Source organism: Xanthomonas dyei (assembly GCF_002939865.1).
In the GTDB taxonomy this organism is placed as follows: Bacteria; Pseudomonadota; Gammaproteobacteria; order Xanthomonadales; family Xanthomonadaceae; genus Xanthomonas; species Xanthomonas dyei.
On sequence record NZ_MDEE01000030.1, the window covers coordinates 41815 to 61858 of the forward strand.

Annotated in this window: 16 protein-coding genes, 1 other RNA gene and 1 riboswitch; of the genes, 7 read left to right on the forward strand and 10 right to left on the reverse strand. The window is 64.3% G+C overall.

What is annotated here, in order from left to right:
- Positions 1-48: 48 nt before the first annotated feature.
- The 3 genes from XdyCFBP7245_RS17190 to hslO all read right to left on the reverse strand — a co-directional run bounded on the left by XdyCFBP7245_RS17190 (position 49) and on the right by hslO (position 5023).
- The gene (locus tag XdyCFBP7245_RS17190) at positions 49-2901 is read right to left on the reverse strand and encodes a TonB-dependent receptor domain-containing protein (protein ID WP_104616734.1); all 2853 of its coding nucleotides are present in this window, start codon (positions 2899-2901) and stop codon (positions 49-51) included.
- Between the two features lie 242 nt (positions 2902-3143).
- Positions 3144-3980, reverse strand: a complete 837-nt coding sequence (locus XdyCFBP7245_RS17195) for an XOO1806 family protein (protein WP_046964878.1) — start codon at positions 3978-3980, stop codon at positions 3144-3146.
- Positions 3981-4132: 152 nt separating this feature from the next.
- A complete protein-coding gene (gene hslO / locus XdyCFBP7245_RS17200) occupies positions 4133-5023 on the reverse strand; it encodes an Hsp33 family molecular chaperone HslO (protein WP_104616735.1) in 891 nt (296 codons plus the stop codon).
- Positions 5024-5098: 75 nt separating this feature from the next.
- Here hslO and mtgA point away from each other — a divergent pair, with 75 nt between their 5' ends.
- Genes mtgA through XdyCFBP7245_RS17215 form a run of 3 tightly spaced genes read left to right on the forward strand, consistent with a single transcriptional unit; the run spans position 5099 to position 7272 of the window.
- Positions 5099-5836, forward strand: a complete 738-nt coding sequence (gene mtgA / locus XdyCFBP7245_RS17205) for a monofunctional biosynthetic peptidoglycan transglycosylase (RefSeq protein ID WP_104616736.1) — start codon at positions 5099-5101, stop codon at positions 5834-5836.
- 1 nt (position 5837) lies between these two features.
- The gene (locus XdyCFBP7245_RS17210) at positions 5838-6884 is read left to right on the forward strand and encodes a glycosyltransferase family 2 protein (RefSeq protein WP_104616737.1); all 1047 of its coding nucleotides are present in this window, start codon (positions 5838-5840) and stop codon (positions 6882-6884) included.
- Complete coding sequence (locus XdyCFBP7245_RS17215) at positions 6844-7272, forward strand: CBS domain-containing protein (RefSeq protein WP_104616738.1); 429 nt, start codon at positions 6844-6846, stop codon at positions 7270-7272. The genes XdyCFBP7245_RS17210 and XdyCFBP7245_RS17215 overlap by 41 nt, the downstream gene beginning before the upstream one ends.
- A 72-nt stretch (positions 7273-7344) precedes the next feature.
- On the opposite strand, the gene XdyCFBP7245_RS17220 is transcribed toward XdyCFBP7245_RS17215, so the two are convergent.
- The 5 genes from XdyCFBP7245_RS17220 to XdyCFBP7245_RS17240 all read right to left on the reverse strand — a co-directional run bounded on the left by XdyCFBP7245_RS17220 (position 7345) and on the right by XdyCFBP7245_RS17240 (position 12877).
- A non-coding RNA gene (locus tag XdyCFBP7245_RS17220) (sX9 sRNA) lies at positions 7345-7421 on the reverse strand.
- An 86-nt stretch (positions 7422-7507) separates the two neighbouring features.
- Entirely contained in the window at positions 7508-9472 is a 1965-nt protein-coding gene (locus XdyCFBP7245_RS17225) for an AsmA family protein (protein ID WP_104616739.1), read from the reverse strand.
- 42 nt (positions 9473-9514) lie between these two features.
- Positions 9515-10159 (reverse strand): PAQR family membrane homeostasis protein TrhA, encoded by a 645-nt coding sequence (trhA, locus tag XdyCFBP7245_RS17230; RefSeq protein WP_104616740.1) that lies wholly within the window; start codon positions 10157-10159, stop codon positions 9515-9517.
- A gap of 73 nt (positions 10160-10232) precedes the next feature.
- A complete protein-coding gene (locus tag XdyCFBP7245_RS17235; protein WP_104616741.1) occupies positions 10233-11837 on the reverse strand; it encodes a peptide chain release factor 3 in 1605 nt (534 codons plus the stop codon).
- A 128-nt stretch (positions 11838-11965) separates the two neighbouring features.
- Positions 11966-12877 carry a M23 family metallopeptidase gene (locus XdyCFBP7245_RS17240; protein WP_386261643.1) on the reverse strand — a complete coding sequence of 304 codons (912 nt, stop codon included), beginning with the start codon at positions 12875-12877 and terminating at the stop codon, positions 11966-11968.
- A gap of 129 nt (positions 12878-13006) precedes the next feature.
- Positions 13007-13126: riboswitch (SAM riboswitch) on the forward strand.
- A gap of 71 nt (positions 13127-13197) precedes the next feature.
- Here XdyCFBP7245_RS17240 and metX point away from each other — a divergent pair.
- From metX to XdyCFBP7245_RS17255, 3 genes are read left to right on the forward strand one after another with little or no spacing between them, the layout of a single operon-like run.
- The gene (gene metX, locus XdyCFBP7245_RS17245) at positions 13198-14229 is read left to right on the forward strand and encodes a homoserine O-succinyltransferase MetX (protein WP_104616743.1); all 1032 of its coding nucleotides are present in this window, start codon (positions 13198-13200) and stop codon (positions 14227-14229) included.
- A complete protein-coding gene (locus XdyCFBP7245_RS17250; protein ID WP_104616744.1) occupies positions 14226-15443 on the forward strand; it encodes an O-succinylhomoserine (thiol)-lyase in 1218 nt (405 codons plus the stop codon). Before metX ends, XdyCFBP7245_RS17250 begins: the two co-directional genes overlap by 4 nt.
- Positions 15440-16528, forward strand: a complete 1089-nt coding sequence (locus tag XdyCFBP7245_RS17255) for a homoserine dehydrogenase family protein (RefSeq protein ID WP_104616745.1) — start codon at positions 15440-15442, stop codon at positions 16526-16528. Before XdyCFBP7245_RS17250 ends, XdyCFBP7245_RS17255 begins: the two co-directional genes overlap by 4 nt.
- A 332-nt stretch (positions 16529-16860) precedes the next feature.
- On the opposite strand, the gene XdyCFBP7245_RS17260 is transcribed toward XdyCFBP7245_RS17255, so the two are convergent.
- Positions 16861-17868 carry an alpha/beta fold hydrolase gene (locus XdyCFBP7245_RS17260; protein ID WP_372469507.1) on the reverse strand — a complete coding sequence of 336 codons (1008 nt, stop codon included), beginning with the start codon at positions 17866-17868 and terminating at the stop codon, positions 16861-16863.
- Positions 17869-18153: 285 nt separating this feature from the next.
- Positions 18154-19536: an L-serine ammonia-lyase gene (locus tag XdyCFBP7245_RS17265; RefSeq protein WP_104616746.1), complete on the reverse strand. Its 1383-nt coding sequence runs from the start codon at positions 19534-19536 to the stop codon at positions 18154-18156.
- 86 nt (positions 19537-19622) lie between these two features.
- On the opposite strand from XdyCFBP7245_RS17265, the gene XdyCFBP7245_RS17270 reads away from it, so the two are divergent.
- On the forward strand, positions 19623-19856 hold the full coding sequence (locus XdyCFBP7245_RS17270) for a glutaredoxin family protein (RefSeq protein WP_104616747.1): 234 nt from the start codon (positions 19623-19625) through the stop codon (positions 19854-19856).
- Positions 19857-20044 lie beyond the last annotated feature (188 nt).

Genomic DNA, 20044 nt, shown 5'->3' on the forward strand with positions numbered 1-20044 from the left:
ATTCTTTCGAATCGCGGCTTTTTGTTTACGGTCTACGCAAACTGCCTATCAGAACTTCTGGGTGTAGCGCATGTAATAGAAACGACCCGGAATTTCGTACTGCGAGTCGAAGCTATTGGCAAACGCGGTCGCAGCTTGCGGCGGATCGCGGTCGAAAGCGTTGTTCACGCCAACGGTCACGCGCGCATTCCACGGAGCCTTCCAGTAAGCGGCCAGATCGGTGTAGGTCACGCTCGGAACATGGTTACGCGGAGCAGCGCCAGCGCTGGTCCTGCGATTCGGATCCGAGCACAGCAGTGCCACGTTGGCCGGGGTCGCGACATTGGCGCCGGTGCAGTTTTCAACCTGCGAGCTGTAGTAACGCATCGAGGCCGAGCCGCCGATATCGCCCAGTTCCCAGTTCAGCATCAGGTTGGAGCGGATACGCCAGTTGTTGTCACGTGCCGAACCGCCGCGGTACAGACCAACGCGGTTTTCCGGATCCTGCAGCGGTTTTTCGACCACGAACTTGCTCATGTAGGTCGAATCCCACACCACATTGAAGCTGCCCCAAGCGGTGTCCGGCAGGCGGTAGCCCACGGTCAGGTCGTAGCCTTCGGCTTCGATCCTGGCGATGTTGTTGGGTACGGCCAACAGGTTGGAGACTTCGCCGGTCGGCTCGCGCTGAATCAGCGAGCAGGCATTGGCGATACCGCCCACGTAGCAGCTGTCCAGGGTTTCCTGCACGGTCTGCGTGTCGATCGCGTCTTCGATCTCGATGTTCCACCAGTCGAGCGAGACATCCAGGCCGGTGACCCAGCCCGGGCTGTAGACGAAGCCCAACGTCTTGGACGTCGAGGTTTCCGGCTGCAGGTTCGGGTTGCCGCCGGTCGCGGTGCGCACCTGCGGGTTGGCCTGTGCATAAGCCGGCACCGCGCCGCACGAGCCCGGGCGGGTTGCGTTGACCGAACCATCGCTGAAAGTGCCTGCGCACGGATCGCGTACGTCTTCGAAGGTGTCGCTCACGCCCTGGAACAGTTCGTTGATCGACGGGGCGCGGAAGCCCTGCGACCAGTTACCACGAATCATCAGGTCGGTGATCGGCTTCCAGCGGAAACCGAACTTGCTGTTGGTGGTATCGCCGAAGTTGCTGTAATCCGAATAACGCGTCGCCAGGCTGAAGTCGAGCAACTGGGCGCCAGGCAGGTCGGCCAGCAGCGGCACGGCGAGTTCGAGGTAGGCTTCGTCCAGCTTGTAGCCGCCGTTGGTGGCGGTACGCGCATTGCCGGTGGTGTCGCCGGAGTTGATCAGCGCGTCCGGATCATCAAAGCCCGACTCTTCGCGGTGTTCAGCGCCCAAGGAGAAGGCAAACGCGCCTCCCTGCAGATCGAACAGTTCGCCGCCGATGTTGCCGAAGTAAGTCTTCTGCTCATATCCGTACAGGTCATGCGCATTGAAACCGGCATAGCTCAGCATTTCCGGGGTCAACGAACCCGGGCCGCTCAGCATGTTCATCGGGACGCAGCCGTCGATGGTGCTGGCAGCGGTGCCGCAACGTGCGACGCCACCTGCGTCAACAAACGACGGGCCAAGTGCATTGCGCAGCGCGGAGATGTTGAACAGGCCAGTGGTGCGATCGGTCTGGTCGTTCTTGCCGTAGAACATACCGGCTTCCCAGCTGAAGAAGCGCTGACCAACTTCGAAGTCACCTTCGAATGCACCGCTGAAACCGAACGTCTTGACGTTCTGGCTGAAAATGCGACCGCCGGTTTCTTCAGCACGGTACTGGATGTAATCGATATCGCGGCCAGTGTTGTTGTAGATGTTGTTGGCAGAGATGACGATGTCTGCACCATTGGTGCCAGGTGCGGAGCGACCCAGCACGATCGGCATCGGCGCGAGGATCTGGCTCGACTCACGCTCGTTGTAGGTCACCGTGGTCTTGAAGCGCACGTTGTCGGTGATCGACAGGCCAGCGTCGGCAAACACCGACTTACGCTCCTGCGGGGTCACCAGATAGTTGGCCGGCGCGAAGTTGTAGCTGTCGGCAGCCGTGTAATTGCGCGAGGTCGTACCACCGTTGTTGGTGATGGAGAACCCCGGCGTTCCATTGAAACGGGTTGCGCCGAATGTCGGAGCGCCGGTGGTGGGATCAGGGCCGGTCGGTCCGAAGATGCCGAAACGTCCACCCGGAATCGTGGTGCTATTTCCCGTGCCCCGAACCGCGCCGAAGACCGGCACTGCGGAAATCTCGCGATCGCCCGCCCACACTTGCTCTTCCTTGACGTAGCCGACACCCAGCGTGGCGTGCCAACGATCGCCGGTCGAGCCGATGGTGAAGTCGTAGGACTCGCGGCTGCCATCGCCCTTGTCGTACTGACCGAAATACGCATTCGCTTCGGCGCCATCGAAGTTCTGACGCAGGATGATGTTGACAACGCCGGAGATAGCGTCGGAGCCGTAAATCGTGGAGGCGCCGTCCTTCAGCACTTCGATGCGCTCGACGGCAGCAGTCGGAATCGTGTTGAGGTCGACTGCGCCGCCCAGGCCTGTACCGCCGACCCAACGACGACCATTGACCAGCACCAGGGTGCGGTTGGAGCCGAGATTGCGGAGGTTGACGCGTGTTTCGCCGTTGCCGCCATTGTTGACGTTGCTGTTGAGCGCCGAACCGCCCGAGCTGATGTTCTGGATCACGTCACCGATCGAGGTCAGACCCTGCGATTCGATCTGCTGACGGCTCATGCTGAAGACCGGCTGCGATGTTTCGACGTCGGCGCGCTTGATGCGCGAACCGGTGACTTCGATCTTGTCAAGGTTGGTGGTGCCGGCTTCCTGAGCGATGGCGGTACCAGTACCGCCCACACCCACGACAAGCGCGAGGACAACTGCATCGCGCAGCTTGTTGGACTTGCAATTCATTAGCTCTCTCTCCAAGTGATCTTGGGTACTGCCAAGGGTTGTTTGCCTGTCGGGGGTTCCGAAGAAGCGGATCCAAAACGTCAGGGTGAACCGATGGTATATGCGTTGCGCCAGGAATTAAAGTCCCGTTAACGAAAAAGAAGGAAGTTGTGAAAAAGTGCCGTTTCAGGTATTCCTGAACGAAAAACGCCACCGATTTTGTGATCGGTGGCGCTCTTGGAATTTCGTTTCAGGTCAGTGGCTTACAGGTCTTGCTCATACCTGACATAAGGAATCGTGCCGTCGCTGTTGCTCTCGTTGTTCGGAGCAAACGGGTTCTTGCCGCGGGAGATGACGTTCTCTGCGCCGACCGTCAACTGGCCGCTCCAGGGGGTGCGCCAGGTCAAGCCAAGGCCCAGGCCTTCCCATTTTTCCGGCTGGCCGGGGACGTCGACAACGCGGCCGATGACATTGGCGCTGAAGGCGCCATAGCCACCGCCGACGCTGAGGGTCTTGCTGTCCCACTGGTCGGCGATGGCCGGGGAGACGTCAGCCAGCGGGACCAGGCGCGCACGGGCGTAGGTGCCGCCGATCGAGACAAAGCCTTCGCGGCCGATGTTTTTCTGGCCGAAGACAGTCAGGTCGTTCTGCTCGACGCGGGTCAGCGGTGCCTTGCCGGCGCCGATCAGCCAGGCGGGCAGGGTGTCGCGACCGGCACCTGCGGTGACGCCGACGCGGCCACTGCCACGGTTGAAGCCCAGCGTGCCGGAGACACGGCGCGATGCGGCGGCGCTGTCTTCTTCATCGTCGCCGATGCCGGCGAGCAGGCAGTGACTGGCAAGACCGCTGATGTTGGTGCCACGGCTGCTGTTACAGAGCAGACCCAGCGAATCGCCCGAGGTCAGGCCGAACGCGGCATCCAGCGAATTACGGCCGAAATGCCAGCGCGCGCCGGCCTTCTGCTCGCCAGTGGGTTCCAGGTACAGAAAGGCTTCCACCTTGCCGCTCCCCTTGTTCCACACCGGCAGGATGGTGCTTTCGCGCAGCTGCTGGGACGCCGACTGCGCATGCACACCCGTCGCTGCCGCAAGGGCAACCAGCAAAGCAAGCGGAAGGCGCAGAAGGTGTCGCATACCAGAGTTCAGACCCAGGGGCAGTTGTTAAGTTCCCGAGAGCGGGCAATGAGAATGCTAGGGTGTTTATGATTATTTAACAAGTGGTCGCGTTCCCCAGAACGCACCGCCGATGCTATCTATTGCAACCGTTCCGGCGCCTGCTGAGAGGGCTGCGCCGTGCTGAAAAGTACGGCCAACTCGGTCAACGGAAAGTGATACTCGCGGCCACAGAACTCGCACCGCACTTCCACCTCGCCGGTCTCTTCAGCGGCTGCGCGCGCCTCTTCTTCACCCAGCGATTCCAGCATCGACGCGACCCGCTCGCGCGAGCAGGAGCAACCGAAGCTGAGCGGTTTGCCGCCCAGCAGCTGCGGGTCTTCTTCGTGGAACAGGCGGTGCAGCAGATCTTCGCTGGCCACCGACAACAGCTCAGGCGCGCCGAGGGTGTCGAACAGGGCACCGATGCGGGTCCAGCCATCGTTGTCGCCTTCGTCGCCGGGCAGTTTCTGCAGCAGCAGTCCAGCGGCCTGATCCGGGCCGGCGGCCAGCAGCAGGCGGGTCGGCAACTGCTCGGACTGCTGGAAATAGGTTTCGAAGGCTTCGGCCAGATCCGGAGCCTGCATGCCGACCAGGCTCTGGTAGCGCTGCGGTTCGCGCGGGTCCAGGCCGGGATTTTCGATGGTGATCGCCAGCAGCGCGGCCTCGCCCAGCTCGCGCAAGTCGGTGGGCGCGTCGGCACCCTCGGCCAGTTGCACGATGCCGCGCAAAGTGCCTGCGGCGGTGCATTCGGCAAACAGGGTGCGCATTGTGTCGTTGCCGCGCAACTGCACCGACAGACGTCCGTCGACCTTGGTATGGCCGGTGAACAGGGCGGCCGCCACCGCCGCTTCGCCCAGCAGCTGGCGCGCGGCCGGCGGGTACTCGGCTGCGCCCTGGACGTCGTGCCAGGCCTTGGTCAGACGCACATGGACACCGCGCACGCCGGCGGCAGGCAGCAGGAAACGGGAAAGCTGATCGTGATCGGTCATGGAGACATCGGACGTAAGGGACGCTGGTTGCCGGATAATGCGGCAGGCGTCGGGATTGAAGGTCGAAGCGAACTAATGGGGACGGATGCATTGGATGGCAAGCAGGTGACACCGCCACGGCGCAGGCGCTGGCTGCGCTGGATTCTGGCCGCGCCGCTGCTGTTCGCCGCGGCCAGCGTGCTGCAGGTGTTAGTGCTGCGGGTGGTCGACCCGCCGATCAGCAGCATGATGGTCGGGCGCTACCTGGAGGCCTGGGGCGAGGGGGACGTGAGTTTTTCGCTGCACCAGCAGTGGCGCGATTACGATCAGATCGCCGCCAGCCTGCCGATTTCGGTGGTCGCTGCCGAGGATCAGCAGTTTCCGATGCATCACGGGTTCGATCTGCAGGCCATCGAGAAGGCGCGCGATCACAATGCACGCGGCGGGCGCGTGCGTGGCGCCAGCACGATCAGTCAGCAGGTCGCCAAGAATGTCTTTCTGTGGCAAGGCCGCAGTTGGGTGCGCAAAGGCCTGGAAGCCTGGTACACCGTGCTGATCGAGCTGCTCTGGCCCAAGCAGCGCATTCTGGAGATGTACCTCAACGTGGCCGAATTTGGCGACGGGGTGTACGGCGCGCAGGCGGCTGCGCGGCAGTTCTGGGGGAAGGATGCGGCGGGCTTGTCGCCGACCGAGTCGGCGCGTCTGGCCGCGGTATTGCCATCGCCAAGACGCTACGACGCACGTCGGCCGGGTGCATATGTGCAGCGGCGCACCGCCTGGATTCAACGGCAGGCACGCCAGTTGGGCGGCGCTGCTTATCTGCAGGCGCCGTGAGGTGAATACGATCGATACCGCCCAATTGCCTGCCGCCACCGAGCGCCTCACGGTGGTCATCGCCGCCTTCAATGAAGAAACCAGCATTGCGCTGTTGCATCCGCGCCTGTGTGCGGTGCTGGCGGACCTGCAGGGTTTGCAGACGCGTGTGCTGTATGTCGACGACGGTAGCACCGACGGCACCTGGAACGTCCTGCAGGCACTTGCACAGGACGATGCGCAGGTCAGCGCGCTGCGGTTGTCGCGCAATTTCGGCAAGGAGGTGGCCATTTCTGCAGGGCTGGATCATGTGCTGCCGGGCGCGGTGGTGCTGCTCGATGCCGATGGCCAGGATCCGCCGGAGTTGATTCCCGAATTCGTCGCGCTCTGGCGCGGCGGCTACGACAATATCTTTGGGACCCGGGTCTTTCGCGAGGGCGAGAGCTGGCTCAAGCGCGGCGCCGCACATGCGTTTTATCGGGTGATTCGGCGTTTGTCGCGCACCCCGATTCCAGCCGATACCGGCGATTTTCGACTGCTCTCGCCCCGCGTCGTGGAGGCCTTGCAGCAGCTGCGCGAGCGCCACCGGTTCATGAAAGGCCTGTTCGGCTGGGTGGGGTTTCGACAGGTGGCATTGCCGTATCGGCGCGCGCCGCGTCTGTCCGGGCGTAGCAAGTTCACCGTATGGCGGTTGTGGAATTTCGCGCTCGACGGTATCACCAGTTTTTCCACGGTTCCGCTGCGTGCAGCGACCTACCTAGGCCTGATGACCGCGCTTGCTGCCTTCCTGTTCGGCGCCTGGGTGGTGGTCAAGGCGGCGCTGATCGGCGACCCGGTGGCCGGCTGGCCGACCATGATGTCGGTGATCCTGTTTCTGGGTGGCATCCAGTTGATTGCATTGGGGTTGATCGGCGAATACCTGGGTCGGTTGTATGACGAGGCCAAGCAGCGCCCGCTGTATCTGGTCGATACCCACCGCGGCGCGGTGGGAGTAGTCTGCGACGACCAGACCAAGCGCGGAGCGGGCCATGCAGACCGTACGACAGCTGTTGGGGACCAAACAGGTTGAGGTATTTGCGGTTGCGGCCGATGCCGCAGTGATCGAGGCGATCCGGCTGATGGCCGACAAGGGCATCGGTGCGGTGTTGGTGATGGACGGGGAGCGACTCGTCGGCATCGTGTCCGAGCGCGATTACGCGCGCAAGGTGGTGCTGCGCGATCGCTCTTCAGCGACCACCAGCGTGGCGGAGATCATGAGTTCGCAGGTGGTGACGGTGTCGCCATCGGAGAGCGTGGAGCGCTGCATGCAATTGATGACCGACGGCCGCTTCCGGCATCTTCCAGTGGTCGAAAACGGCCGCGTGCACGGCGTGATCTCGATCGGCGATCTGGTCAAGGCGGTGATCGAAGCGCAGCAGCAGGATATCGACCAGTTGCAGCGCTACATCGCCAGTTGAGCGTGTTCCCGGCTGGCGGTTGATGGCGGGTGTTGATCTGCCAGCCGGCTGATCGTGCCACCGTCTAAGAGCGGCTAATCAAACGTAGCGAGCAGTCGTCAATCGGGTGTGGGCGGCGTACTCAGAACTGGAGTGTACGAGTTGTATGTGCCCCACCCGGCACCGGCTGCCCCCGCCTGGCGGTTAATACAGTCGCCTGGTTAACCGCTCTGAGCGTCATTCAATGCCGGCGCGGTCACTGCGCGTACTTGCCACCGCAATCGCTGTCCTTGCCCGGGCCAGGTTCGAAGGTGGCAAGCAGCGCTGCGGGCGGCGCGATGGTGCCGAGTGCAACGGCAATCGCGCCGCGCAGTCCGAGTGCCTTGAAATCCGGGTGGAAGCTCGGGTCCTTGAAGGTTCCGCCAATCCGCAATGGCGAACGCAGGCTCAGAATGCTGCGATCTTTCGGGCGTGGGCGCAGCAGCAGATCGAGCGTTTCGTTCTTGAGGCTGATGTTGCCTTCGCCAACGATGATGGTGTCGGTGCTGTCGAAGGCCAGGGCGCGCGACTGCATCAGGCCGTCCTGCACGCCGAAGTCGCCGAACATGCAGCGCACCGGGATCTGACGGTCCTTGGTGAACAGATATTTCAGCGATTCGGCGATGTCCAGGCCGGCCAGCTCCATGATCAGGTTGCCGACATGACCGCGGCCCATGCCGACGCCAATCGAGCCATCCGCACTACCGAGCATTGCGGCAATCGAGTTGCCGCGGCCACGCAGATCCAGCTCGCCGCCGATTGCGCCTGAGGCCTGCTTGGCGAGCGTTGCGTCGGGAAATAGCCGATCCAACCGAATGCCGCGAATGCCGGCTTTCAGCTGCGTGACGATGACGGGGTTGCGCGCATCCATGCGGATGGTCGAGCGGATGTCTCCGCCGGCCACACCGAAGTTCAGCGGGTCCAATTGCAGCAGGCCGTCCTTCAACTTCAGCGACGCATCCATGTCGTCCAGCGGCCAGGACGGTGCATTGATGCGCTGCGCGCGCCAACGCACCTGTGCATCCATCGCGCGCAGCTTGGACAGGTCGTAGGGCGTGGTCGGCAGGACGCGCGCGCTGGCGGCAAGCTGTGCTGCCTGCTTTTTCTGCTCCGCGTTGGCCGACTCGTCGGCACCGGTCTTTGGCGGCGCACCGACAAAGCCGGCCAGATCGTCGAAGTCCAGCCGCTTGGATGCCAGATCGGCACGTAGGAATGGGCGTTTATTGCGCAGGTCCACCTCGGCCGTGCCGGACAGATCGCTGTCGCCGGCACGGCCGGTGAACGTCTCGTAGCGCCACACGTCGCCATCGCGGCGCAGCCGGCCGTCGAGTGTGTACGGCGGCGTGGATGGCATGGCGACGCCGGTCAGCGGGTATAGGTCTTCCATGTCCTGGCCGCTGAGCGCCATCTGCAGATCGAAGACGCGGAACTGAAACGGATTGGTCAGCGTGCCGCGCACGTGCGTACGGGTGGCGCCGGCACTGCCGCGCAGATCGATGCGGAAGGGATGTTCGCTCTGGCTCAACTCGAGCGGCGAAGCGGTGTTGCCTTTCAGCGTAAACGGGTAGCCCTTCCAGCGGCCCTTGCCGTCGATGCCCATCGGCGCTGCACGCTGGTCGCTGCGCGGAGGCGCCAGACTGTTGATGGCCACATCGATATTGGAGCGCATGGCGTCGTCGATGTATTGCAGCCGTCCCTTGGTCACCAGCAGCCGGCCAAGCCGCGGCATGCTGCCATCGCCATTCTGAGGATCGAACACCCAGTTGCCCGGATGCGTGTCGTTGCCGGCTTCCAGCACAACGGTGGGCTGATCGAGGCGGATTTCCGGCAGCCGCACCTTGCCGCGCAGCAGGGGCCATAGCTCGACATCGATCTCGGCAGCGTTCAGTTCTGCCATCGCGCCGCGCTTGGACCACGCGGCATTGCCCAGCTGCAAGCGCTCGCCGCGAACGGTGGTGGTGCGGCCCAGGTCCACGTCCAGGTGCCCCAGGTGGAAATCGCGGCCGGTCTTGGCGCTGACGATGCGTTCGACCGGGCCGCGTAGCCAGTTCCAGTCGAACAGCAGCACAAAGATCACCAGGACAGCTGCAACACTGCCGAGCCCGATCAGCCAGCGTCTACGACGCGGTGTGCGGGCGGAAGGGGCAGCAGCAGTCTGGGGCGCGTTGTTCACGCGGCCCATGGTTGGCGATGGCTCGTGACCGGCGCGCGAACGCGACGACGATCACACCACTTGTTCGATCACCGCAACGAAGTGGCAGGCGCTACCGGCGAGCACGAACAGGTGCCAGATCGCATGGAAGTAGCGTTGCGTGTCGCGTTGATAGAAGTAGGTGCCCAACGTGTAGAACAGCCCGCCAGCGAGCAGCCAGCACAGCGACCAGGTGTCCACCGAGCGGAGTAGCGGCTGGATCGCCACGATGATCAACCATCCCATGGCCAGATAGAGGACCGTGGACAGCAAGCGAAAGCGGCCGGTGAAGAACAGTTTGAAGATGACCCCGGCGGCGGCGATCGTCCAGATGGCGGCGAACAATCCCCAACCCCATGTGCCACGCAGATTGATCAGCGTAAATGGCGTGTAGGTGCCGGCGATCAACAGATAGATTGCGCAATGATCCAGCACCTGCAGGCGCGCCTTGGCGCCCGGATGCGGGATGGCGTGGAACAGCGTGGAGGCGACGTAGAGCAACACCAGCGTGGCACTGAACACGATGGAGGTAGCCAACTGCCAGCCATCGCCATAGATGGCGGCCAGCGTAATCAGCACCGAACCACCGGCCAGGGCGGCAATGGCACCCAGGCCGTGGGTCACGGCGCTGGCGATTTCGTCGCGCAGGTCGGTCGAGGCGGAGGCGTCTGCGTTCATTCCAAAAAGGTACCGCAACTGCACGAAAATCGCATCGCCAGCCGTTGCGCTGCCTTGTCGATCCTGGTCGTTCTCAGTCGATGGCCTTGGCGTGCGCATGCTCGCGCGTTGCCGAGAAACGCACATCCGGCGCACGTTCCTGCGCCAGCTGCAGGTTGACGCGCGTGGGTGCGAGATAGACCAGCTGGCCGGCCGCATCGATGCCCAGATTGCCGGCGTTTTTCTCGCGGAATTCCTCCAGCTTCTTGGCGTTGTCGCAATGCACCCAGCGCGCGGTGGTGACGCTCACCGGCTCGAAGATCGCATCCACGCCGTATTCGTCTTTGAGCCGGTAGGCCACCACGTCGAACTGCAGCACGCCCACCGCGCCCAGGATCAGATCGTTGCTCATCAACGGGCGGAAGAACTGCGTGGCGCCTTCTTCGGACAGCTGCGCCAGGCCCTTTTGCAACTGCTTGAGCTTGAGCGGGTCGCGCAGGCGCGCGCGGCGGAACAGTTCCGGCGCGAAGTTGGGGATGCCGGTGAACGACAGCGATTCGCCTTCGGTGAAGGTGTCGCCGATGGAAATGGTGCCGTGGTTGTGGATGCCGATGACATCGCCCGGCCAGGCTTCGGCGGCGATCTCGCGGTCGCTGGCCATGAAGGTCAGTGCGTTGGCGAGTTTGAGGTCCTTGCCGCTGCGCACATGCAACGCTTTCATGCCGGCGGTGAACTTGCCCGAGCACACGCGCATGAACGCCACGCGGTCGCGATGCTGCGGGTCCATGTTGGCCTGGATCTTGAACACGAAGCCGCTGAGCTTGGCCTCGGTGGCCGCGACGCGGCGGCCGGTGGTGTCGCGCGCCTGCGGCGGCGGGGCGTGTTCGATGAAGAAGTCCAGCAGCGGCTGCACGCCGAAGTTGTTGACGCCGGAGCCAAAGAACACCGGCGTCTGCTGGCCGGCGCGGTAGGCATCCACATCGAACGCGTTGCTGGCGCCTTGCACCAGTTCCAGCTCGTCGCGCAGTTCGGCCAGCATCTGCTCGCCGATCTTGGCGGCAAGGCCCGGCGCGTCCAGCGACGGGAAGATGGTCGAATCCTGGCGGGTGAAGTTGCGGCCTTGTTCGTACAGATGCACCTCGCCGGTGATCAGATGCACCACGCCCTTCAGGCGCTGGCCCATGCCGATCGGCCAGGTTACCGGCGCGCACTGGATGCCGAGCACGGTTTCCACTTCATCCAGCAGGTCGATCGGGTTCTTGCCCTCGCGATCGAGCTTGTTGATGAAGGTCATGATGGGCGTGTCGCGCAGGCGGCAGACTTCCATCAACTTGATGGTGCGTTCTTCCACGCCCTTGGCCACGTCGATCACCATCAGCGCAGAGTCCACCGCAGTGAGCACGCGATAGGTGTCCTCGCCGAAGTCGGCATGGCCGGGGGTGTCGAGTAGGTTGATCACCTTGCCCTCGTACGGGAACTGCATCACCGAGGAGGTCACCGAGATGCCGCGCTCCTTTTCCAGCGCCATCCAGTCCGAGGTGGCATGGCGCGCGGCCTTGCGGCCCTTCACCGAGCCGGCCATCTGAATCGCTCCGCCGAACAACAGCAGCTTTTCGGTCAGCGTGGTCTTGCCGGCGTCGGGGTGGGAAATGATCGCGAAGGTGCGGCGGCGCGCGGCTTCGTTGGAGACTTCGGACATGGGCGGGGCGCGCCCGGTCGGACGCCTGCGGAAACTGAGGAAGCCGATGATTATAACGGCTTCGGCGCAGTGGGCTTTTACGGACCCGCAGCCAGGCGGCATCGGGCCGCTGTGCCGGCGGCGGCCCGCTACGGGGCCGGCGAGGGGAAGTGCAGCTCGCCGTGCGGGCCCAGCATGCGGAACGGCACCGACACCAGCTGCAGATCGGCGTTGCGTTGCACCGAAAAATGCAGGTGCGCGGCAGTGCCGTAGCCGGTATTTCCGGAGGCACCCAGCGGCTCGCCGGTGCCGACGCGCTGGCCGGGGCGGACCGCTACCCCGTTCGGGGCCAGATGGGCATACAGCGCCATGCTGCCGTCGGCGTGCAGCACCCGCACCAGATTGCCGCCGCCGGCGCTGGGGTCGTGGGCGCTGCCTTCGGCAACATCCTGGCGTATTTCCATGACCACGCCCTCGCGCGCCGCCAGCACCGGCGTGCCCTGCGGCAGGGCGAAGTCCACTGCATACCAATTGGGCAGGTCGGCATGGCTGAACTGGCCGCCGAAGCCCTGATCCACCTGCACCGGTGCGTCGCGGAACGGCAACTGGTAGCGCACCGGCTGCGACTGCGCCAGCGGATCGCCGGGCACCACGTCGAGTTTGAGTCCCAGCCCGCCCAACGTGCGCTGGTTGCTGGCCGGGTACAGCCGCGCCAGCAGGCGCCGCTCGTGCGCCGCCAGCAACATCGTCAGCGGCAACTGCGGCACGGCGCGGTAATCCTCGCTGGGCGGCGCACTCAGCCGGACCTGGGCGGGCCCGGCCAGCGGGTTGGTCACCCACGCCAGATAGACCGGCGCCTGCCATTCCAGTTGCAGGGCCGGCCCGGTGCCGGTTGCGGCAATAGCGGTTTGCGCTGGCGTGGTGGCAGGTGAGGCGGGTGCCGCGGCGCCGTTCCAATGCCAGCGTTGTTGCGCAGCGGCGGGCGGCGCACCTGCCAGCAGGGCGGCGACCAGCACCGAAACACGTGCGGGCGAAAGAGGGCGAAAGACGCGGTAGTGCACGCGATTGGCTTGAGCGAGCGGGGGCGCAAGTATGCGGCCCATCACGGTACCCGGTGGTATCGAATGAAAATATATCTTTCCATCCGCATGAAGCGATTGACATCGCAAAAGTACGGTGGCATCTTAGCCTCACCATCGAGACCGGCGGAGGGACAGGCCCTTTGATGCCGGGGCAGCCAGCGGAGCGCGCAAGCGCCCGCGTTTGGTGCCAAATCCTGCGGGGACTCCGCGTCCGCCGAAAGATGGTTCGAATCGTGCCTTGCGCACGTCGAACGCGAGCTCCCGCGAAGCTCGATGGCCGATCCACCCTGGATATCGCCATGAGCCTCGTGACCACAGCATCGCCAACTATCACTGATTATCTGGATCCACCTGCTGCCGACATCGACGGTGCCATCGCGTTGCGCGGCGACATTGCCGTGTCGTTGCCGATGCGCCATGCCGGTATGCGCGAGGTGCGCCTGCGCTACGAGTTGATCGGCGCTGCCAATGCGCCGGTGGTGTTCGTTGCCGGCGGCATCTCTGCCCATCGGCATCTTGCGGTCAGCGATGTGTTCACCGAAAAAGGCTGGGTGGATGGCCTGGTCGGTGCGGGCCGCGCGCTGGATCCTGCATCGCGCCGTTTGTTGGCATTCGACTTTCTCGGTGCCGATGGCACGCTGGATGCGCCGATCGATACCGCCGACCAGGCCGATGCGATTGCAGCGCTGCTGGACGCGCTGGGAATCGCCCGTCTGCACGGTTTTGTCGGTTACTCGTATGGCGCGCTGGTCGGGCTGCAGTTCGCCACCCGTCATGCCGGCCGCGTGGGCACCTTGATTGCGGTGAGCGGGGCGCATCGCGCGCATCCGTATGCCGCAGCATGGCGCGCACTGCAGCGCCGTGCGGTGGCGCTGGGCCAGCTGCAATGCGCGGAAAATCACGGGCTGGCGCTGGCGCGGCAGTTCGCGATGCTCAGCTATCGCACGCCGGAAGAATTCAGCGAGCGCTTCGATGCGCCGCCGGAAGTGATCAATGGCCGCGTGCGTGTGGCCGCCGAAGACTATCTGGATGCCGCCGGTGCGCAGTACGTGGCGCGTACCCCGGTCACCGCATACCTGCGCCTGTCCGAATCCATCGACCTGCACCGTATCGACCCGGCGCAGGTGAGCGTGCCCACCGTCGTGGTGGCGGTGGAAGGCGATCGCCTGGTGCCGTTGGCCGACATGGTCAGCTTGGTCGAAGGTCTTGGCCCGCGCGGCAGCCTGCGTGTGTTGCGCTCGCCATATGGCCACGACGCCTTTCTGAAAGAAATCGATCGCATCGACGCGATCCTCACTACTGCCCTTCGCATCACCGGAGAAACCGCATGAGCTATCGTGACCCCGCCGACGCCCCTTGTACCGCCGCCACTGCCGCCGTGCGCGCAGGCATCGACCGCGATACCGCCTACGGTGCGGTGACCCCGCCGATCGTGCTGTCGTCGAACTTCTCCTTCGACGGGTTCGGCAACAAGCGCCAGTACGACTACACCCGCAGCGGCAACCCCACCCGCGATCTGCTCGGCGAGGCGTTGGCCGAGCTGGAAGGCGGCGCAGGCGGCGTCATCACCTCCACCGGCATGGGCGCGATCAACCTGGTGCTCAACGCCGTGTTGCAACCCGGCGATACGCTGGTGGTGCCGCACGACGCCTACGGCGGCAGCTGGCGGCTGTTCAATGCGCTGGCCAAGAAGGGCCATTTCGCGCTGATCACTGCAGACCTCACCGACCCGCGCTCGCTGGCCGATGCCTTGGCGCAGTCGCCCAAGCTGGTGTTGATCGAAACCCCGTCCAACCCGCTGCTGCGCATCACCGATCTGCGCTTTGTCATCGAAGCGGCGAAGAAAGTAGGTGCGTTGACCGTGGTCGACAACACCTTCCTGTCGCCAGCGCTGCAAAAACCGCTGGAATTCGGCGCCGATCTGGTGCTGCACTCCACCACCAAGTACATCAACGGCCATAGCGATGTGGTGGGCGGTGCGGTGGTGGCGCGCGATGCCGAGCTGCATCAGCAACTGGTGTGGTGGGCCAATGCGCTGGGCCTGACCGGCTCGCCGTTCGATGCTTTCCTCACCTTGCGTGGCTTGCGCACGCTGGATGCGCGTCTGCGCGTGCATCAGGAAAATGCCGATGCGATCGCAGCGTTGCTGGACGGGCACGCGGTGGTCAACCAGGTGTATTTCCCGGGACTGGCATCGCATCCGGGCCATGCGCTGGCGGCGCGTCAGCAGAAGGGCTTCGGCGCGATGATGAGTTTTGAATTGAATGGTGGCGAAGCGGCGGTGCGCGCCTTCGTCGATGGGCTGCGCTACTTCACGCTGGCCGAGTCGCTGGGCGGCGTGGAAAGCCTGATTGCGCATCCGGCTTCGATGACGCATGCGGCGATGACCGCCGAGGCACGTGCGGCGGCCGGCATTTCCGATGGGTTGCTGCGGTTGTCGATCGGGATCGAATCGGCCGAAGACTTGCTGATCGACCTGCGCGCCGGGCTGGCGGGTGCCGAGGCGACCCTGACCACCACCAACCGCAAACAGGTCGACGCGTGAGCAGCGTGCTGCCTGTGTCGCGACGTGCATCCGCGGCGACGGTCGCACCCACGCCACGTCTGGCATTGCTGGGCACCGGCACCGTGGGCCGCGCTTTCGTGACGCGCTACACCGCGTTGCAACAGCGTCAGCTGCGCTTGCCGCGCTTCGATTGGCTGGCCAACTCGCGGATCGCCCAGGATTGTGGCGTGAGCGCGGAGCAGGCATTGCTGCAGGCCAACGCCGCGCCGCGTGGCCAGGCCGTATTGCAGCCGTGGGCCGAGACCGTGGCGCTGCGTGCCGGCGATGTGCTGGTGGACGCCACGGCCAGCGATGTGGTGGCCGATTGGCATGTGGAGTGGTTGGGGCGCGGCGTGCATGTGGTGACCGCCAACAAGCTGGGCCAGGGCACGGCGTTGTCGCGTGCGCACGCGCTGCTTGCCGCCCGCCATGCCAGCGGTGCGCAGTACGGAGACAGCGCCACCGTGGGCGCCGGCTTGCCGGTGTTGAGCAGCGTACGCGCACTGGTGGCAGGGGGCGACCATATCCATTCGATCGAGGGCGTGCTGTCGGGATCGTTGGCATGGCTGTTTCATCGCTACGACGGCAGCGGCGCGTTTTCGCAGTGCGTGCGTGAGGCGGTGGCGTCGGGGTATACCGAGCCGGATCCGCGGATCGATCTGTCCGGCGAGGATGTGCGGCGCAAGCTGTTGATCCTGGCGCGTGCGGCTGGTTGGCAACTGGAGGCCGAGCAAGTGCATGTGGAGTCGCTGGTGCCTGCCAGCCTCACCGGCGTGCCGATTGGCCAACTGGATGCCCGCCTGGGCGAAATTGATGCCGAAGTGAGCGCGCGCTGGCAGCAGGCACGCGCAGCAGGGCGGTGTCTGCGCTTTGTCGGCCGTGTCGATGCGCATGGCGCAAGCGTGGGTCTGCGCGAGCTTGCGCTGGACCACCCCTTGGCTGGCGGCGCCGGAACCGACAACCGTGTCGCCATCAGCAGCGACCGTTATCGCGAGCAGCCGTTGTTGATCCAGGGCCCGGGTGCGGGTGCGGAGGTCACGGCGGCCGCGTTGCTGGACGATGTGCTGCGGATCGTGGCTGGTTGATGCAATTGTTGGTTGGGGATGCATTGCATCTCCCGCGGGTTTGCCGCTGGTTTGTGCAGACGTCTTGGTTGGTGGCGGTCGGGCCAAGAGACCATCTGCGCGTTGCGCGCGCGTTATCGTTTGGCAGGCGTTGGTGCGGTTATCCGTGCGGCATGTGCTTGCTCACTCGCGTGATGGTTATTGCGAATGTGCGACTGATGGTTGCGGCTTGTGCTGCCGTTGCCTGCCGTGGTCATCTTCAAACGCTGCGAGACGACCGCAGCCGGAAATGCCCCGGCTGCGGTTCGCATCAGAAACAAACCACGGCATCGTGCTGCTGAGTGCTGCCGCCGTTACTGCGCGATTGCCTTCAACAGCGCGGCGTTGAAACGCGCCGGGTTTTGCACCTGCGGCGAGTGACCCAAGTCTGCAAATTCGATCAAGCTCGCATTCGGAATGGCCGCGGCTGCCTGCTTGCCCAGTTTGGTGTAGTCGCCGACGCGCGCCTTGACTTCCGGCGGAGCGGTGTCCTTGCCGATTGCGGTGCGGTCCTTGAGGCCGATGAATAGCGTGGTCGGCACCGCCAGCTTGGGCAGCTCATAGACGACCGGTTGGTTGAAGACCATGTCGTAGGTCAGGGCCTGATTCCAGGCGACCGCCTGTTTGCCGTTGCCCAGCGACATGCCGGCCTGCATGCGCGCCCAGCGTTCGAATTCGGGCTTCCATTGACCGGCATAGTACACGTCCATCTGGTACTTCTTGATACGGTCGAAGCTGATCTTGAGTTCGTTGTCGTACCAGGCATCCACGCTGCGCCACGGAATGCCGGCGGCCTTCCAGTCTTCCAGGCCGATCGGGTCGACCAGGGCGAGGTGTTCGGTGGCCTGCGGGTACATCAGCGCGTAGCGGATCGCGAGCATGCCGCCCATCGAATGGCCGACGACCACGGCGCGGTCGATCCCCAGCTTTTGCAGTAGTGCGTGTGTGTTGTCGGCGAGCTGCGCAAACGAGAACTGGTAGGCCGCCGGCTTGCTCGATTTGCAGAAGCCCACCTGATCCGGCGCGATCACGCGATAGCCGGCCTTGGTCAGGGCTGCGATGCTGGATTCCCAGGTGGCCGCGCAGAAATTCTTGCCGTGCAGCAGCACGGCGGTGCGTCCGTTCGGCTTGCCAGTGGGCGCGACATCCAGATACGCCATTTCCAGCGGCTGCTGCTGCGAGGTGAACGCGTAGGTCTTGACCGGGTAGGGGTAATCGAAGCCTTCCAGACGCGGGCCATAGCTGGCTTCCTGCGCCATCAGCGGGCCGCAGGCCAGGGTGAGTGCGAGTGCACAGGCGAGATGTCGCATCGTGTTCTCCATCCGGGATCCGTGCGGGAAGGCTACACGGCGCACCGTGGTGGAGGCGTGGATCCGGGCGGTGCCGCGGCGAGGGGGGGGGCGGGCTGGCTTACCCTCATTCGCCCTTCGGGCACCTTCTCCCGCAGGTAGGAGAAGGGGGCTTTCTGCTGAAATGGCCTTGCGATGTGGGGTTGTTTTCCGCCGCAGGCGCCGGCCGGTTGGGTGCCGCAGTAGCGGGGCGAATTGCTGGATCAATCCCACGTGATGCGATGCGTTTTGACCACTGGCGTCATGCCATCGGCAGGCTCAGCACTCGATGACGTTCACCGCCAGGCCGCCGCGGCTGGTTTCCTTGTACTTGTCCTGCATGTCGCGGCCGGTGTCGCGCATGGTCTTGATGACCTTGTCCAGCGAGACCTTGTGTTTGCCGTCGCCGCGCATCGCCATGCGGCTGGCGTTGATGGCTTTCACTGCGCCCATGGCATTGCGTTCGATGCACGGGATCTGCACCAGCCCGCCGATCGGGTCGCAGGTCAGGCCAAGGTTGTGTTCCATGCCGATTTCCGCGGCATTTTCGATCTGGCCGGGGTTGCCGCCGAGTGCGGCCACCAGGCCGCCGGCTGCCATCGAACAGGCCACGCCTACTTCGCCCTGGCAACCGACTTCGGCCCCGGAAATTGAGGCGTTTTCCTTGTAGAGAATGCCGATGGCCGCTGCGGTAAGCAGGAAATCGAAGATGCGCTGTTCGGACGCGCCAGGACAAAAACGATCGAAGTAATGCAGCACCGAGGGAATGATGCCAGCCGCGCCGTTGGTCGGTGCGGTGACCACGCGGCCGCCGGCTGCGTTTTCTTCGTTGACCGCGAGTGCGTACAGGTTGACCCAATCCAGCGTGGTCAGCGGGTCGCGCATGGCCGCTTCGGGTTTGGACGATAGTTCGCGGTACAACGCCGGTGCGCGCCGCGACACATTCAAACCGCCCGGCAGCGTGCCTTCCTGGCGGATACCGCGCTCCACGCAGGATTGCATCGCCACCCACAGTTCGCGCAGGCCGGCGCGGATCTCGTCTTCGCTGCGCCAGCTCTTTTCGTTTTCGAACATCAGCGCGGCGATGCTCAAACCACTGCGTGCGCATTGGGCCAGCAGTTCGTCGCCACTGAGAAACGGATACGGCAGCGGCGTTTCGTCGGCCACGATGCGGTCGTCGGCGGCGTCGTCCTGATTGACCACAAATCCGCCGCCCACCGAGTAGTAATCGCGGGTGGCGATCACGCCTTCATCGGCATCGTAGGCAGTGAAGCGCATGCCGTTGGTGTGGTACGGCAACTTCTGCCGCTTGTTCATCGGCAAGTCGCGCTTTTCGTCGAAGCCGATCGCGTGCTGCCCCATCAGGTTGATGCGCTTGCTACTGCGGATACGATCGAGCGTGGCGGGAATGACGTCCGGGTCGATCAGGTTGGGGCGATGGCCTTCCAGCCCGAGCAACACGGCCTTGTCGGTGCCGTGGCCGCGGCCGGTCAGCGCCAGCGAGCCGAACACCTCGGCGCGGATGCGCACCACATCCTGTAGGCGGCCGGCGTCAAGCAACCAGCGATGCACGAAACGCTCGGCGGCGCGCATCGGCCCCACGGTGTGCGAGGAACTGGGACCGATGCCGATCTTGAACAGGTCGAACGTGCTGACAGCCATGCGTGCCGGAGAGGTGAGCGTAAAGGCGGCTATTCTAGTCGTTCGACGATTGCGGCACGGCTGCAGCGCAGCATGAGACCTGTTCGATGGCCCTGACCCTGTACCAGCGCGACGATTGCCACCTCTGCGACCAAGCCTTGGAAGTGCTGGCGCAGGTCCGTGCTGGCGAGTTCAGCAGCGTGTTTATCGACGACGATGTGGCGCTTGAGGCGGCTTATGGCGCACGTGTGCCGGTGTTGCGCGACGTGCACGGACGCGAGCTGGACTGGCCGTTTGACAGCCTGCGGTTGCGCGCGTGGTTGAATGCCGGTACCCACTGATGCGGGGTGTGCGCATGCCATACGCGCCAGCTTATGGATTTGGAGCGGCTGAAAACGACGTCACGCCGGTCTGGTGCGCAGCTGCGGGTCTGCGACTTGGCTGCAGGGCCCTTGCCCGCCCACCCTCGCGGGACACGCCGCAAGTACGTCCATGTAGCAACTGTGTTGGTCAGGACCTCAATCCGCGA

What these genes read in the sequence shown, in the direction of transcription:
- XdyCFBP7245_RS17215 (WP_104616738.1), top strand. Translation starts at nt 6,844, where the DNA reads ATGCAGACCGTACGACAGCTGTTGGGGACCAAACAGGTTGAGGTATTT.
- metX (WP_104616743.1), top strand. Translation starts at nt 13,198, where the DNA reads ATGAGCCTCGTGACCACAGCATCGCCAACTATCACTGATTATCTGGAT.
- XdyCFBP7245_RS17225 (WP_104616739.1), bottom strand. Translation starts at nt 9,472, where the DNA reads ATGGGCCGCGTGAACAACGCGCCCCAGACTGCTGCTGCCCCTTCCGCC.
- XdyCFBP7245_RS17260 (WP_372469507.1), bottom strand. Translation starts at nt 17,868, where the DNA reads ATGGAGAACACGATGCGACATCTCGCCTGTGCACTCGCACTCACCCTG.
- hslO (WP_104616735.1), bottom strand. Translation starts at nt 5,023, where the DNA reads ATGACCGATCACGATCAGCTTTCCCGTTTCCTGCTGCCTGCCGCCGGC.
- XdyCFBP7245_RS17270 (WP_104616747.1), top strand. Translation starts at nt 19,623, where the DNA reads ATGGCCCTGACCCTGTACCAGCGCGACGATTGCCACCTCTGCGACCAA.
- XdyCFBP7245_RS17250 (WP_104616744.1), top strand. Translation starts at nt 14,226, where the DNA reads ATGAGCTATCGTGACCCCGCCGACGCCCCTTGTACCGCCGCCACTGCC.
- XdyCFBP7245_RS17265 (WP_104616746.1), bottom strand. Translation starts at nt 19,536, where the DNA reads ATGGCTGTCAGCACGTTCGACCTGTTCAAGATCGGCATCGGTCCCAGT.
- XdyCFBP7245_RS17190 (WP_104616734.1), bottom strand. Translation starts at nt 2,901, where the DNA reads ATGAATTGCAAGTCCAACAAGCTGCGCGATGCAGTTGTCCTCGCGCTT.
- trhA (WP_104616740.1), bottom strand. Translation starts at nt 10,159, where the DNA reads ATGAACGCAGACGCCTCCGCCTCGACCGACCTGCGCGACGAAATCGCC.
- mtgA (WP_104616736.1), top strand. Translation starts at nt 5,099, where the DNA reads ATGGGGACGGATGCATTGGATGGCAAGCAGGTGACACCGCCACGGCGC.
- XdyCFBP7245_RS17235 (WP_104616741.1), bottom strand. Translation starts at nt 11,837, where the DNA reads ATGTCCGAAGTCTCCAACGAAGCCGCGCGCCGCCGCACCTTCGCGATC.